This is a genomic window from Staphylococcus simiae, assembly GCF_017357005.1.
In the GTDB taxonomy this organism is placed as follows: domain Bacteria; phylum Bacillota; class Bacilli; order Staphylococcales; family Staphylococcaceae; genus Staphylococcus; species Staphylococcus simiae_A.
In genome coordinates this window covers 2,281,547-2,297,254 of record NZ_CP071589.1, presented here as the reverse complement: position 1 = coordinate 2,297,254, position 15,708 = coordinate 2,281,547, and the positions used below count along the sequence as shown (strand labels likewise).

The 15,708-nt window shown below is 30.0% G+C and carries 13 protein-coding genes and 1 pseudogene; 6 read left to right on the top strand and 8 right to left on the bottom strand.

Annotated elements, in window-relative coordinates; translation table 11 throughout:
• Positions 1 to 5 precede the first annotated feature (5 nt).
• Genes nreA through nreC form a run of 3 tightly spaced genes read left to right on the top strand, consistent with a single transcriptional unit; the run spans position 6 to position 2,193 of the window.
• Entirely contained in the window at positions 6 to 455 is a 450-nt protein-coding gene (gene nreA, locus J3R86_RS10670) for a nitrate respiration regulation accessory nitrate sensor NreA (RefSeq protein WP_207517265.1), read from the top strand.
• Positions 456 to 482: 27 nt separating this feature from the next.
• On the top strand, positions 483 to 1,517 hold the full coding sequence (gene nreB / locus J3R86_RS10665; protein ID WP_207517264.1) for a sensor histidine kinase: 1,035 nt from the start codon (positions 483 to 485) through the stop codon (positions 1,515 to 1,517).
• Between the two features lie 22 nt (positions 1,518 to 1,539).
• The gene (gene nreC / locus J3R86_RS10660; protein WP_002464689.1) at positions 1,540 to 2,193 is read left to right on the top strand and encodes a nitrate respiration regulation response regulator NreC; all 654 of its coding nucleotides are present in this window, start codon (positions 1,540 to 1,542) and stop codon (positions 2,191 to 2,193) included.
• Positions 2,194 to 2,206: 13 nt separating this feature from the next.
• On the opposite strand, the gene J3R86_RS10655 is transcribed toward nreC, so the two are convergent.
• From J3R86_RS10655 to J3R86_RS10645, 4 genes are all read right to left on the bottom strand, one after another.
• On the bottom strand, positions 2,207 to 3,862 hold the full coding sequence (locus J3R86_RS10655) for an IS1182 family transposase (protein ID WP_207517263.1): 1,656 nt from the start codon (positions 3,860 to 3,862) through the stop codon (positions 2,207 to 2,209).
• A 554-nt stretch (positions 3,863 to 4,416) separates the two neighbouring features.
• Positions 4,417 to 4,998, bottom strand: coding sequence for a MerR family transcriptional regulator (locus J3R86_RS10650; protein WP_242685727.1), 582 nt, complete (start codon positions 4,996 to 4,998; stop codon positions 4,417 to 4,419).
• A gap of 9 nt (positions 4,999 to 5,007) precedes the next feature.
• Positions 5,008 to 5,139 (bottom strand): MerR family DNA-binding transcriptional regulator, encoded by a 132-nt coding sequence (locus J3R86_RS12195; RefSeq protein WP_242685726.1) that lies wholly within the window; start codon positions 5,137 to 5,139, stop codon positions 5,008 to 5,010.
• Entirely contained in the window at positions 5,118 to 6,032 is a 915-nt protein-coding gene (locus J3R86_RS10645) for a DUF2268 domain-containing putative Zn-dependent protease (RefSeq protein ID WP_207517262.1), read from the bottom strand. Before J3R86_RS10645 ends, J3R86_RS12195 begins: the two co-directional genes overlap by 22 nt.
• 368 nt (positions 6,033 to 6,400) lie before the next feature.
• Between J3R86_RS10645 and J3R86_RS10640 the strand changes: the two genes are divergently transcribed.
• Positions 6,401 to 7,570, top strand: a complete 1,170-nt coding sequence (locus J3R86_RS10640) for a nitrate/nitrite transporter (RefSeq protein WP_207517261.1) — start codon at positions 6,401 to 6,403, stop codon at positions 7,568 to 7,570.
• Positions 7,571 to 7,980: 410 nt separating this feature from the next.
• Here J3R86_RS10640 and J3R86_RS10635 read toward each other — a convergent pair whose 3' ends face one another.
• Positions 7,981 to 8,424 carry a MarR family winged helix-turn-helix transcriptional regulator gene (locus J3R86_RS10635; protein ID WP_207517260.1) on the bottom strand — a complete coding sequence of 148 codons (444 nt, stop codon included), beginning with the start codon at positions 8,422 to 8,424 and terminating at the stop codon, positions 7,981 to 7,983.
• Between the two features lie 390 nt (positions 8,425 to 8,814).
• Between J3R86_RS10635 and J3R86_RS10630 the strand changes: the two genes are divergently transcribed.
• Positions 8,815 to 9,180 (top strand): DUF3139 domain-containing protein, encoded by a 366-nt coding sequence (locus J3R86_RS10630; protein ID WP_207517259.1) that lies wholly within the window; start codon positions 8,815 to 8,817, stop codon positions 9,178 to 9,180.
• 183 nt (positions 9,181 to 9,363) lie between these two features.
• Entirely contained in the window at positions 9,364 to 10,641 is a 1,278-nt protein-coding gene (locus J3R86_RS10625) for a cation:dicarboxylate symporter family transporter (protein WP_002464683.1), read from the top strand.
• A 716-nt stretch (positions 10,642 to 11,357) separates the two neighbouring features.
• On the opposite strand, the gene J3R86_RS10620 is transcribed toward J3R86_RS10625, so the two are convergent.
• From J3R86_RS10620 to J3R86_RS10610, 3 genes and pseudogenes are all read right to left on the bottom strand, one after another.
• Positions 11,358 to 11,780 carry a pyridoxamine 5'-phosphate oxidase family protein gene (locus tag J3R86_RS10620; RefSeq protein ID WP_207517258.1) on the bottom strand — a complete coding sequence of 141 codons (423 nt, stop codon included), beginning with the start codon at positions 11,778 to 11,780 and terminating at the stop codon, positions 11,358 to 11,360.
• 61 nt (positions 11,781 to 11,841) lie between these two features.
• Positions 11,842 to 13,947 (bottom strand): AraC family transcriptional regulator Rsp, encoded by a 2,106-nt coding sequence (rsp, locus tag J3R86_RS10615; protein ID WP_207517257.1) that lies wholly within the window; start codon positions 13,945 to 13,947, stop codon positions 11,842 to 11,844.
• Positions 13,948 to 15,284: 1,337 nt separating this feature from the next.
• Positions 15,285 to 15,656: pseudogene (locus J3R86_RS10610) on the bottom strand (YbgA family protein).
• Positions 15,657 to 15,708: the final 52 nt, after the last annotated feature.

Genomic DNA, 15,708 nt, shown 5'->3' with positions numbered 1-15,708 from the left:
AGGATTTGACACCAGAAGCAATAATTCAAAATCGAAGTTTTCAAGAGACATTGGATAACATTCGCATACATGAGGGGTATGATTTTGCAGCGATAGCATTCTATGAATCTAAAAAACCGTCAGCTCCAATCAAATGGCACTATGTTTCAGGCAATCAGAACAACCGTTTCAAATTAATTATTTTACGTAAAGGACATGGCTTAGCTGGCACTGTAATGAAAACAGGTAAACGTATGGTCATTGCTAATGTTGGCTGGGCACTGAGTCCTGAAGAAAAAATTGATTACCCTATTTTATTAAGTGAGAACTTAACAGCAGTATTTGCTTTGCCGTTATGGTATAATAATCAAGTGTATGGTGTGTTATTATTTGGTCAAAGGGATGGGAATCCTTTACCAAAAATAATTGACCATTATGACATTCAACATAAGTTTGGAATCTTTAATGAAGAATAATAGATGAAGTTAATTTAGGTGATAATCATGATAAATGAAGACAGTATACAATTAGAAGCTTTATTAAAAAAATATTATGAAAATTCCATCGAAAAAATTGTCTTCGTTGATGATCTTGGTAAAATAATTGCTATGAATAATGCAGCAAAAGATATTTTGTCAGAAGAAGACAATTATAGTGCTATGACAAATGCTATTTGCCGAAGATGTGAAGGTTATACTAATGAATACGATTTACAATCATGCAAGGATTGTTTCTTAGAATCTTTACAAGTACAGACTTCAAATTTCCAAGTATTTATGAAGACCAAAGACCATAAAATCATGCCATTTACTGCTACGTATCAAACGATAGATCCTGTCAAAGGTATTCATGCTTTTACCTTACAAAATGTATCATCACAAATAGAAAGACAGGAAAAGTTACATCAACAACGAATGATGCGTAAAACGATTTCAGCACAAGAAAATGAGCGTAAACGTATTTCCCGAGAATTACATGATAGTGTGATTCAAGAAATGCTTAATGTAGATGTCCAATTACGTTTATTAAAATATCAAGAAGATAAAACTCAACTGTTAGATAGTGCAGAAAATATTGAGTGTTTAGTGACTAAATTGATTGATGATATACGTAATATGTCTGTAGAGCTTAGACCAGCGTCATTAGATGATTTAGGGTTAGAAGCAGCTTTCAAATCTTATTTTAAGCAATTTGAAGAAAATTATGGCGTTAAAATTGATTACACATCTAACATTAAAAATATGCGCTTTGATAGTGAAGTGGAAACAGTCGTTTATCGTATTGTCCAAGAAGCCATACTTAACGCTTTGAAATATGCAGATGTAAATGATATACATGTTGTCATTCAACAAACTGGACGTCATTTAATTGCTGAAATTGTAGACTATGGGAATGGTTTTGATCCTAGCTCTAAACCAAAAGGTTCTGGATTAGGATTATATGGTATGAATGAACGGGCAGAATTAGTTAATGGCAGAGTAAACATCGAGACTGAAATTGGTAAAGGAACCAACGTTACACTAAACATACCAATTTAAAGCATACATTGGGGGAATAAAAGTGAAAATTGTGATTGCCGATGATCATGCTGTGGTACGTACTGGTTTCTCTATGATTTTGAATTATCAAAATGATATGGAAGTTGTAGCGACGGCTGCAGATGGGGTAGAAGCCTACCAAAAAGTTATGGAATACAAGCCTGATGTATTACTCATGGATTTAAGTATGCCGCCAGGAGAATCAGGATTAATCGCTACAAGTAAAATTGCCGAAAGTTTTCCCGAAACAAAGATTCTTATTTTAACGATGTTTGATGATGAAGAATATTTATTCCATGTATTACGTAATGGTGCCAAAGGGTACATTTTAAAAAATGCGCCGGATGAACAGTTGTTACTAGCTATTAGAACTGTCTATAAGGGCGAAACTTATGTAGATATGAAGTTAACCACATCGTTAGTCAATGAATTTGTGACTAATTCAAACCAAGATATTGAAAATTCGTCAGATCCTTTCAAAATATTATCTAAAAGAGAATTAGAAATATTACCTCTTATAGCTAAAGGCTATGGTAATAAAGAAATCGCAGAAAAATTATTTGTATCAGTTAAAACGGTCGAAGCGCATAAAACGCATATTATGACAAAGTTAGGATTGAAAAGTAAACCAGAACTCGTTGAATATGCATTAAAGAAAAAACTATTAGAATTTTAGAGGGTCTGGGACATTAAGTTCTAGGTTTAAGTAAAAAAAAGACAATTTCTATTGAAAATTGATAGAAATTGTCTTTTTCGTTTTTAATTTTGAAATATACAGCTCGTTGAGCTGCTATTTTCCTTATGTTAACTGCCATTAGCACAAATCCAAGTTCACGTTTAACCTTATCGAGCCCTCGAACCGACATTCTAGTGAACCCCAAAATAGCCTTCATGAATCCAAAAACAGGTTCTACGTCAATTTTTCTTTGACTATAGATTTTTTTCGTCTCTGGCTCAGAAAGCTTTTGATTAATTTGAGATTTAAAATACTCCCAATTATAATTTTTCATTATTTTTTTATTTGTTTTTGACTTGGATTTCATACATTGATGTTTGAGTGGACAGTCCGAACAATCATCACATTCATATAATTTAAAGTCTCTTTTAAATCCATATTTATCGTTACGGTAAGCATATCGTTTAAAACCTAATCGTTTTTGATTTGGACAAATAAATTCATCGTTAATTTCATCATAATCCCAATTCTGAGTATTAAAAATGTCACTTTTAAATTTTTTAGTTTTATCTTTAATAAACATTCCATACGTAATTAAAGGTGTTCTATTAAAATCATCTATGATAGACATATAATTTTGTTCACTACCATAACCAGCATCAGCGACGATATACTCAGGTAAATAACCGTAGGTTTCGTTAATCAAAGTTAAAAATGGTATTAAAGTTCTAGTATCTGTTGGATTTTGGTAGACATTATATGATAAAACAAATTGTGAATTTGTCGCTATTTGTAAATTGTATCCTGGTTTAAGTTGTCCATTTTTCATATGATCTTCTTTCATTCTCATAAAGGTAGCATCATGATCTGTTTTAGAATAACTATTGCGGTCTTGAAGAATTGCTTTTTGCTCTTTATATTTCATTTTTCGTTCAGAATAATCATCAAATTTCTTTTTAACTTTTTTAATTTCTGTTCTTTTTTTACGAATTTGCTTTCTTAGTTCTGGTTGTGTTTCATTGTCAATTTGTTGATTTAAATCTTCGATTTCTTTATCCAAATGGCTACCGATTAAATCAACATCTTCTTTTGATAAATCAGTATCTTTATCTTCTATAATCTCTGGTATAATTTTGTCTTTTACCAATTCTTGATAGATTATTTTTGAATTTTCGTTCATATCTGATTCATAGTTTAAAATACTTTTCTTCCATACGAATGTATATCGATTGGCATCAGCTTCTACTTTGGTTCCATCGATAAAAATAGCTTGATCATCAATAAGGTTTTGTTTTAGACACTGACTATGAAATTGGATAAATAAAGATTCGATTAAAGCATCCGTTTTAGGATTAACTCTGAAACGATTAATTGTCTTATACGAAGGTGATTGGTTTTGAGATAACCACATCATACGAAGACTATCATTGAGCAGTCTTTCAATTTTTCTTCCAGAATATACAGATTGTGTATAGGCATATAGAATAATTTTCAACATCATTCTTGGATGGTAAGAAGTCGCACCACGGTAATGTTTGAATTCATCGAATTCTTTATCTGGTATACTTTCAACAATGTCATTAACGTATCTTGAAATATCATTTTGAGGAATTTTTACTGAAGTTTCCATTGGTAGTGTAAGTTGAGTCATGTTATAATCTTTATACATAAGACACCTCGTTAATTTAGTTTATTGGTATTTATTAAATTATACGAAAGTGTCTTATTTTTTTGAAGTATTTACATGTAAAATTACATAAAAACGAAGTATTGTAGTGAAAACTCCTGAGGGAGCAGTGCTAGTCGAAGACTACAGGCTGAGACAGCACCCTAGGAACGCGAAACTACAATACGGAGTATTGAACATAAAATAGCACAAAGACGATTTAAAAATAAAATCATCTTTGTGCTATTATTTTTGGGATTTATGTCCCAGGCTCTCTTATGCATTAGGAGCAAAGCGAGTAAGGTAAATCGAGAGAAGTGAGTCGGATAGAAATGAATTTTCTATAAAATTTATTTCGTAGATGCCCGTCTTGCACATTAATGTAAAATCCACACATGGATTTTTGATGACGGGTCCCTCCCACCCCGGCAAGACTGACTAGGTTTTAAAATGTTGATATCCCAACGTTTTAAAATCTAGTCAGTTACTGCCAAACGCTTAATTTTCAGTATAAAAAACTTTTTGTTCCAGGCTCAGTCTCAGTCTCTAATATATAGTTAAACATTTAAATGATAGTTAACTGCATTAACGATGTAGTCTGTTAACTTAGGATTATCATAGCGTTTAAAATAATTATTAAACCGCTCATCAGTTTGGTAAGTCTGAGCGATACAACATAATGTGGTGTCATCAAAGTCAGCATACTGTTGTAGTAAATTTTTCCATTGTAATACGGTTGTTTGAGCTTCTTTTAAGCTACATTTATTAAGTGAAAGATTATTGAAAAGGTCAAAGACAGCATCCATTGCTTGTATTTGGTTAGTGTTAAATACGTCATTACTATGTTGTTGTTTAAAAGATTGATAAGAAGTAGTATGTCCGTATTTTAATTCTGCTTCTGTTTGATATTGCTTGACCATTGATTTATTCAATATATTTAATTCACTGATGGGAACACCTTTAATTAATTGATCTATAGAACATTGTATTGACTGTAAGTGAGCTATTTTGTTATCTAATACATCACGCTGTTTAGCAATAAGTGTTGTTAAGTCTTTTTCATCATAGGTTAATAATTGTTTGATTTGTTTTATTGTAAAGTCTAAAGATTTGAATATTAATATCTTTTGCAGTGTCATTAAATAATCTTAGGTATAGATTCTATAATTTTTGTTGTTTTTTACAGGTGTTAATAAGCCGATTTCATCATAATAATGTAATGTCCTTTTAGTTACGCCAGTAATTTTAATTATATCTGTTAATGTGTAGTTATATTCCAAAACTCAGTCACCTCATTTAATATCGTTTCTGCTGGTAATATAGTTGCTTCTTCTATAGATATATCAGTTTTAGATAGAAAATATTTGATCAAATAATAACCATACGTATAACCTGCTGCATGAGGAAGTCCAACTGCTTTTCCACCTTGAGCAGTTGTGATGTCATCACCATACAAATAAGGCATAGCACTAAATAAATCAGTAATATCTAAATGAGCATTGATAGTATTTTTAATTCTTTGTTCATTATCTTGCCAGTTGATAGCAGTAACCCAAGGTCCTAAAGCATCTCTACCATACAAATGCTCAACGAAGTTTTCTGCTAGACCTTCTGCGACCACTAATTCTTTTAAACTACCTCCATCCCAATTTATATATTGATATCTGACATTGTGATTAACTTCATGAGCAATAACTCCCTTCAACTTAGACAAGGTATAAATGTTCGGGATGAGATATATAATAATATAACCAGGAATACCACCATCACCTAAATAGTTGTTATTCAAATACATAGATGGTTTAGTTTTATCTCCAAGTAACACAGTAAAATGATAATGCTTAATTTTAGAAAATATATATTTTTCTTCAAAAGTTTTTAAGGCATGTTTAAAATACTTATCACACTTTAACCAGAAATCGTCATTTAAGTGCTTAATGTGTTGTAAATCACCGTTACTAAGATTTTCTGGAGATATTTGAATTTGATTTAACATAAATAATGCATCAACAAAGTTATTACTTTGTGCTTTTAATGGAATATGTTGTGCACTGAATTTACCTTTAAATGGATTGATTAAGTTGTTAATAAAATAGTTGTTACGTTCTTTAATCGGTAATGATAATAAATGTTTATATATTTGGTCAGTTCTATAAATATTAAGTTGATACATTAGTAATCCCTCCTATATTGTAAAAGATATAGGATAACGTAGCGTTACTTTCAATAGTAAAAATCACGTCAATTTTTAGATAGTCACAATTATGTCATAATTAGAGTGATATCAGTAAAATGCGGTAATATCAACGCTTTTTGTGAAACGTTTACATCTTTAAGATTGTTATAGGGGAAATTATCTAATAAATAAGGGAATATCCTTATGTTCACATTTTCACAATCAATATAGAATATAGGTGTAGTCAATACTTTGTCTATAGTTATACCCTCAAATGTTTTCGTGTAAATGACAATGACCTCTTAATATATAGTAGGCAAAGTATTGATATCTATTAAAATAACAATTTAGTGAAGGTGAAACGTATGTATAAGACAAAAGGTGGTTTCCAGCTTACTTTACAAACATTAAGCTTAGTAGTCGGCTTTATGGCTTGGAGCATTATCGCTCCTTTAATGCCCTATATTTCACAAGATGTAAAAGTATCTGCAGGGCAAATTTCAATTATTTTAGCTATACCAGTTATTTTAGGATCTATTTTACGTGTACCATTTGGTTATTTAACAAATATTGTAGGTGCCAAATGGGTATTCTTTTGTAGTTTTATCGTTTTATTATTCCCTATATTCTTCTTAAGTACAGCACAAACACCAGGTATGCTGATGTTGTCAGGTTTATTCCTAGGTGTAGGAGGAGCTATCTTCTCAGTTGGTGTAACATCTGTACCTAAATATTTCCCTAAAGAAAAAGTTGGATTGGCTAACGGAATCTATGGAATGGGTAATATTGGTACAGCAGTATCATCATTTTTAGCGCCTCCGATTGCCGGTATTATAGGTTGGCAAACAACGGTGAGAACTTATTTAATTATCATTGCTTTGTTTGCATTGATTATGTTTATCTTTGGTGATGCGAAAGAACGTAAAGTTAAAGTTCCGTTGATGGCACAAATGAAGTCATTATCTAAAAACTATAAATTATATTATTTAAGTTTATGGTATTTCATTACTTTTGGTGCTTTTGTAGCGTTTGGTTTATTCTTACCTAACTATTTAGTAAATCATTTTGGTATTGATAAAGTCGATGCGGGTATTCGCTCAGGTATCTTTATCGCATTAGCGACATTCTTAAGACCTTTAGGCGGCGTTTTAGGAGATAAATTTAATGCGGTTAAAGTATTGATGATTGATTTCGTTATAATGATTATTGGTGCAGTTATCTTAGGTATTTCAGATCATATCGCATTGTTTACAGTAGGATGTTTAACAATTAGTATCTGTGCTGGTATTGGTAATGGATTAATCTTCAAATTAGTACCATCATATTTCTCAAACGAAGCAGGTTCAGCAAACGGTATTGTTTCAATGATGGGTGGTTTAGGTGGTTTCTTCCCACCATTAGTCATCACTTATATTGCTAGCTTAACTGGTTCAAGTCATCCAGCGTTTATTTTACTGGCTGTTTTCGGTGTACTAGCTTTAATAACAATGGGTCACTTATATAAAAAAGAGTATGGTAGTTTAAAAGTAAAATAAGATATTAACTAATAAAACTATCGTGTTATTAGCACTGTGATATAGAAGAAAATAAAAACTGTCAGTTAAATTAGTTTGAAAAATTAATAATTAGTTAATAATAACTTAACAAAGCCCTTTTATAGTCCATATAACACTATATAAGGGCTTTGTTTTATTTGTCGAGATAATTTTCATCTTGAATTTGAATCGTGGCTTAAAACACCTTTAAATTAAAAATATTACATGAAATAATAAAGGGATTAAGAATGACAATTTTGCGAAGCTTGTGATGAATAATCTACCATGACAAAATTGACAAAAAAAAGAGAACCTGGTAAAAGGTTTCGTCATTTATAACAAGTAATAAAATAAAAGAAATAAAACACATCTTAAATTTGTTACTTTTACCAAGAATCTCTCATATATTATTATTTAGATGGATTGTCGAAATTTTTAGATACAAAATTACGTAAACTATGAACAAGTTCAGATGCTTCATCGCTTGTTATATTAAATTCATCATATACTTTCAATGAAATATCTGCTAAAGGTTTTTTAATTTCTTGTCCTTGTTTAGTTAGTGAAATTTGAAGATTTCTTTCATCTTTTTCTTCACGTGTACGAATAACATAATCTTTCTTTTCTAACTTTTTAAGTAGTGGTGTTAATGTTCCCGAATCTAAGAATACACGCTCACCTAATTTTTTGATGTTAAGTTTCTCATCATTTTCAATCGCCATTAAAACAATATAACCAGTGTAAGTTAGATCATACTCTTTCAAATATGTTGTATATTTTTTGATAATTTCTTTAGAAGAAACATAAAATAAAAAACATATTTGCTTACTAAGATAACTGTTCTCTACATACATTCAATCACTCCTTGTTAGAATAAACAATATTATGAAGTCTAATGGTTGTCAAGTACTGATTTTATCGCGATTATCGAATTGTCTTTAATTAAATTTTAATATTAAATAATACTTTTGAACGAAAACATAGTAAAATAATCAGTGTTAAAGGAATTAATGTTTTGGAAAACATAAATAAACTCAGTCATAGCAACAAAAATAGTTGAAAGTGGTGTAAAAATCCGTTTGGTAGTAAAATGAAAGTTATTCATGGATTTAATATTATTTATTGATAACTGTTAAGTTTCTACCATATTATAGAAATAAAAAAATGTTACAATCCAGTAAATTCTCTTTATAAAATAAAATGATTGGTTCATACTGAATGGATAAGTTAAAAGGAGTCTCAAAATGAGTAGAAAACAAATAATAACAAGAGTTGTGATTATTTTAGTCATTTCTTTAATAGTTGCAGTTGCATTTTTCTTTTGTTTAAAAACATATCAAGGCCATAAAAATATCGCTATGATAGATAGTTATTTAGAAGAAAAGAACCTGAAAGATAAAGTTAAAACACAAGATACTTTATATAGTGCTAAAAAAGGTATTTATTATAAGGAAATTACTTTTAAGGATGACCCAGGTGTGACATATATTGTACAACCTATTAGTACGTATAAAGGTATTTTTGTAGAAGGCTTTGATTCAGAAACTAAGAAAAGTCTGAAACATGCTAAACATAAATACTTTAGTCAAACATATAAACCTAATAAGTAATGGTTTATTAAAATAGTACGAACAATAATTAGGTTATTTGTATTATTGTTTGTACTATTCACGTATTTTCTAGAAATTTGGTGAATATTACATCTATAAAGATAAAGACTTTTAAATTTTTTATAGATAATTTAAAATTATCTGATATAATTGAGTGATGTCAGATGAAGGGGAGTTTGTACTATGGCTCTATTCAAGAGAAAAATTAGCCTGCCTATGCAAGTAGTTATCGCATTAGTGCTAGGTGTTGTCGTAGGACTTTTATTATATGGACAAGAAAACGTAGCAAATTATATTAAACCGTTTGGTGATGTATTTTTAAACTTAATTAAAATGATCGTTATTCCGGTTGTATTTTGCTCATTAGCGCTTTCTATTTCGAATGTTGGGGAATCGAAAACTGTAGGACGCTATGGATGGAAAACAATTCTTTACTTTGAAGTTATAACAACAATCGCAATAGGTTTAGGGATTATTTTCGGAAACCTGTTTCATCCAGGTTCAGGATTAGATCCATCTAAGTTACCTAAAGGTGATATTTCTAAATATCAAAGTTCTGCACATGCAGCAGAGCAAACTACATATGGTAATCATTTCATTGATACTATTGTAAATATTATACCAACAAACTTTTTTGAAGCTTTAAATAAAGGTGAATTATTACCAATTATCTTCTTCGCAGTATTCTTTGGATTAGGATTAGCTGCAGTAGGTAAAAAAGGAGAACCAGTGAAAGAATTCTTGAGTGGAACTTTAGAAGCTGTGTTCTGGATGATTAACAAGATTTTAAAATTAGCACCATTAGGTGTATTTGCATTTATTTGTACAACAATTATTACATTTGGTGCATCAGCATTACTTCCATTATTAAAATTAGTATTAGTAGTCGTTTTTGCAATGTTCTTTTTCGTATTTGTAGTATTAGGTTTTGTAGCATGGTTGTGCGGGATTAATATTATGAATATTATTAGGATTCTTAAAAGTGAAATCTTATTGGCTTTCTCTACATCAAGTTCAGAAGCTGTACTACCAATTATGATGAAAAAAATGGAACACTTTGGATCTCCAAAAGATATTACATCATTTGTAATTCCAATTGGTTATACATTTAACCTTGATGGATCAGCTTTATACCAATCAATTGCAGCATTATTCGTTGCACAAATGTATGGTATGCATTTAACATTATCAGAACAAATTGTCTTGATGTTAACGTTAATGATTACATCAAAAGGTATGGCAGCAGTACCAGGTACATCCATTGTAGTATTATTAACTACATTAGGTGCAATGGGCTTGCCAGCTCAAGGACTTGCTTTAATTATCGGTGTCGACCGTATCTTAGATATGGTACGTACATGTGTTAACGTTATCGGTAACGCATTATCAACAGTAGTTATTGCAAGATGGGAAAATGTATATGATAAGAAAAAAGGCCAAGAATACTTAGAATCAATTTAAAAAACAATATCTGACATTATTAGAGCTCCTTACAATCTATGATTGTTAGGAGCTCTAATGCATGCGGAAAGAAAAGACGCATGTAAACCATAGAATCTTACAATCCATGATTGTTAGGAGCTCTTATGCATGCGGAAAGAAACGAGCACATGTAAACCATAGAATCTTACAATCTGTGATTGTAAGGAGCTCTTATGCCGGGGCCCCAACAAAGAGAATTTCATCGAGAAATTCGTCCAGCAATGCGAGTTGGGGAGCGAGGAAACGAGCACATGTAAACCACAGAACTTACAATCTTGATCGTTAGGAGCTCTTATGCCGGGGCCCCAACAAAGAGAATTTCGTCAAGAAATTCGCCCAGCAATGCAAGTTGAGGAGCGAGGAAACGAGCACATGTAAACCATAGAATCTTATAATCCATGATTGTTAGGAGCTCTAATGCGGGGCCCCAACAAAGAAGAATTAGTTTATACTTTAGAAACTATTTATCATCTACCATGAAAGTGATTATAATGGAATTCACTTTATAAAGTCTTATGTCACTAACTGTTGCACTTAAATTGATAACTCAGCTAATAAATAGAGAGATCATACGATGTCTTTTAAGTATTTTATTTAGTGCAATATTTAAATTAGATTACAAATTCATGCATCACTAAAAAAGACATACTAAATTCACCACATATGTGAACTTAGTATGTTTTATATTTTATTTATTATAACTCAATCGTAACTGGCGTATCTAAGTTTTTGTCATTCATTAATTTAACTTGTTTTGGCACAACCTTTAAGACACATAATTCTGGATCGTTTTCTGAATCAAAGAATGATTTATCTTGAGTTTCCCATAACCAATTAATAACTTTTTGATCTGTTACAACCTCAATCGTTGCTTCCATTTCAACAAAACTATGATTTGTCGTTTCGTTATACCCTAACATAACGTATGCGGCAGGATTCTCTTTAATTTCTTTTACTTTAGTAGAGTTAATATTTGTCTTAGTATAAAGTGTTAAATCATCATTATAAAAGACCATATATCTACTATTCGGTTTATTATTATATGCTGTTGATAATACACCCACTTTAGATGTATCTAATACATTTGCGATTGCTGTTGTTACTTGAGCTTTATCCATTTATAACCATCTCCTTACATACAATATAACCGTAATTACTTGTACGTAAACTTAATTTTAATTAGCACGATTTAAAACAAATATATTTAACTTCTTCTTGATTTAATTTAACAACAAATGTTTTATTATCTTCCTCTTGAACGGCTAATTCCGTCTTAGGATAATTTGTCTTATCTAATGCATCTAAAATGTCTTTTTCGATATATACTAGGTGGTTACTGGCAGGTAACAGATGTTCTATAGAACCATGCTCATGATTAAGTGTGTGACTAATCATTAAAGAATCACTAGGCAATTGATTGTAAAATGAAAATGTTTGTTGGGCATCAGATAAATAGCGATCATGAATTTTATTGAAGAGTAAGAAATGATAGTTATTATCTTTACGGCTTAATAAATAATTATTGGTAATTTCTATATTTTCATTAACGAACGGTGCCATCATTTTATATAAATGAACTAAAGGCAAAGGGCTGCCGTATTTATTATATAGAGACAAATGATTAGTATGATCATCCAATAATTGATAACTAATGCCCCCGCCATAACGTAGTAAAGCTATTAAATGACATACTAAATCTGATAACTGCAAAGGATTCTTTCCACCGTTAGTGTATTTGAACCCACCTTTTGTTAAATCATTATAGACAAACTTTGTAGAAGGGATACCTGATTCAAGTATAAATGTTTTATAATGTTCAAAATGTGTATCAGTTTGATGAAAATGATGACTTTTTGAGATTAATTGGTGTGTCGTTTCAGTACTTTCAATATCTATAAAATAATAATTAAAGTTAAGACGTTTCATGACGTCATATGTTTGACTAATAGTGTGATATTTTGCTAACAAACCATCAACAGTAACACTATACTTGATATTTTTATTTTTGTTTTTAATTTTCAAATGGCATAAATGGATTTCCTCAGCAGTCATGTGTTTAGAACAGAAGACCAGAATAAATTTAACAGACTTTTTATTCTTATTATAATCTTGATTCACTTGTAAGAAAGTTAAAATCAACTGTCTCAGCGTTTCAAATTGTGTTGTAGATTTAATACAAATAGCTAAACCTATATTTTTGTCGAAGAGTTTTTCAAAGCAACGATTGAGCAAATTGTAGTTAGTCTGGCTCATTTCAATATCACTAATATCATCTATTAATACTACAGGTTTAGGTAAATATTCAAAGTTGATATCATAATATTCATTAAATATAAATTGGAACAACTCGTTAAAAGTATTAAAACGCACAAACACATTAGCACGTTGACTGCGATCTTTAGGATTAAAATCATCAATATTAATTGTCGTATTATTTGTTGCAACTTGAGCAGTTAAATCTATTGTTGCGATTAAATTAGCAAATTGTGCAACGTTGTCACTTGAATATTGAATATGTGGTGTATGAGTCAATTTAGATAGTAAAGTACGAAATTGTTTTGGACTGAAGTTCAAGTAATTTTTAAATTGATTGGCAAAATTGGTATGACTATTGAAACCTGCTAATTCAGCAACTGTATTGATAGAATGGTCGGTTGAAAGTAATAGGTTGATAGATTTTGCTACCTTGATACTAGTAAAATAGTCTTTGAAATTCATATTTAAATATCTTACAAAAAGATTTGAACAATATGACTCCGAAATATTACAGTTCATTGCTATATCACGCAAAGATAGATGGCTTTGTATATGATCATGAATATAATTTAAGCATTCAATAAATACAGGATTAGTTAGAGCGATATTAGGCAGATATTCTTGTTCAATTTTGACAAAAGTCTCTTTTAATAAGGTATCGACAATTAATTGGCAAATTTTACTTTCTATTGTTGAATGCGCTTGATCGTTATGAATAATATCAGAAAATACGGATTTGATATAGTTACTGGATTGTAGTAAATAACGGTCTAAGTAGCCATTAAAAAAATTACTATCTTGTTGGAAAAAATAGTAAACTGGAATCGAAAGTTCAACAATATTGTCACCTTCATCGATATGATAAATATCGCTATGATTGATCAGTACTATATGATTATTGACATCTTTTGTAGAACCATTGATCGTAATGCGACATTGATTAGTTAAAGAAAAAAGAATAATAATATTGTTGATATTTCTACGGGGTACAGTTGATAACGTACGATGTATATAAAATTGGCATGTCATTTATTTGTCTCCTGCTTATAAATTTAATAGTTTAGTCATTGTTCAAATTAATTTTTTTAAAGAATTATTTGAGAGTATATTTAATTATAAGTGAATGAATAGGAAATAGTAATAGTAAAAAATAAAAGAAATTAAAGGTATTTAGTATGAAAACGTTTGCTTTGTTCATTGTGTACAACATGAATAGAGGTTTAGAAAGGTAGTAAGCAAAATTTGAAAATTTTTGATAGAGTCATATAAAATTTTTTAGGTCATAATAAATATAGAATTCAAGCTAATGCATATTACAAAAAAATACGCAGCCATTTAGAATAAATGAAAAAACTTTTGTTTTATTCAACTATGTTAAAAATATAAAATTTTAAAATGGCACGTTTGAATTCATACATTTAAATGTACTTAGTGTTTATCTTTAAGAGGTAAGCATGGAACAAAAGTATTTTATACTTAATACTATGCTGTTTGATTGATAAAACTTCATTTTATCATCATAGTTAGCTTTGCCGATATAGGCATCTACGGAATAAATTTTAAAAAAATAATTTCGCGCTAACTTCCTAAAAGATAAAAGTGAACATGACATACACTTAATCACAAGAAATAAGATGTCTGTTTAATATTTACGTCAGTTATGAAATCTTTAAATTCCTTAAACTATAGTATTTCGCTACTCTTTGGAAAGAGCATAACTTCATCAACTAAGAAACGACGGTATTTATTGGACATTCAACGTTTTGTCAGAATATACAACATTAAACAAAATAAACGATAGACTCAGTCCAATTATTAAAGAAAAGTTCTACTGGTTAAACAACATAGATGAGTCAACAAGATAGCACCACGGACTTTTCAATAAGTTTAAATATTGATATTTTCAGCAAAGACAATACAACCAGATATATCATTGGACTATCGTTTCAATTCATTAGATATTTAACAACTTAGAATCAACAACATCTCAATTTGTTTCCATAAAGAATAACAACATACAAAACGTTAAATAATATTGCATAATGAGACTATAACTTTAATCATCAACTATCAATTATAACTATCAATTTCTACAACAATACATCATTTATTAACAATAGATAATGCAATAACATTTATATATTTTTTAAAATTACTCCCCCCCGAATTTTATATATAGACCAGTGTAAAATGACTGGGTAGATGATTATTAAGTCGTAGTTCATTAAAGTGTATGATATCGCATAGCAACATTGTACATTTAAATTTAAGCAGAGATAGATAATGATAACTTTAGACAAGGAATGCAAGTTACTGCCCCCAGTAATAGTTTTCCAACATAACTAAAGTATTATTATCTATCTTTTTTAATTTTTTAAAACTTTACTTTGTTGTAAATAACTAACATGATATTTATCTGCTAATGTTGCTAAATAATGTAATAAATCTGAATAGGGTATAGCATCTGCTGCATAACGTTGTTTCAAATCTTACGCCTTTCTTTTTTCTTCCTCAGTTGCAAGTGTCTTGAAATATCCCCACATGTGATCATAAGCATTAATAACACTGCCAGTTGAAGGAGATAGCTGAAGTGCTTGGCAAATTAATTGTTCAAGTTCAGTTAATGACATATCTGTTTTTAAACGTTGACGTATGTCATTGTAATATTGCTGACTGTGTAATAACACATGATATTTTTCCTCTCGCCATCGTTTTTCAACAAGACCACGCTCTTTCATTACAATCCCTCCCAATAAATGACATATTTATGAATATATTAAAACAATGATA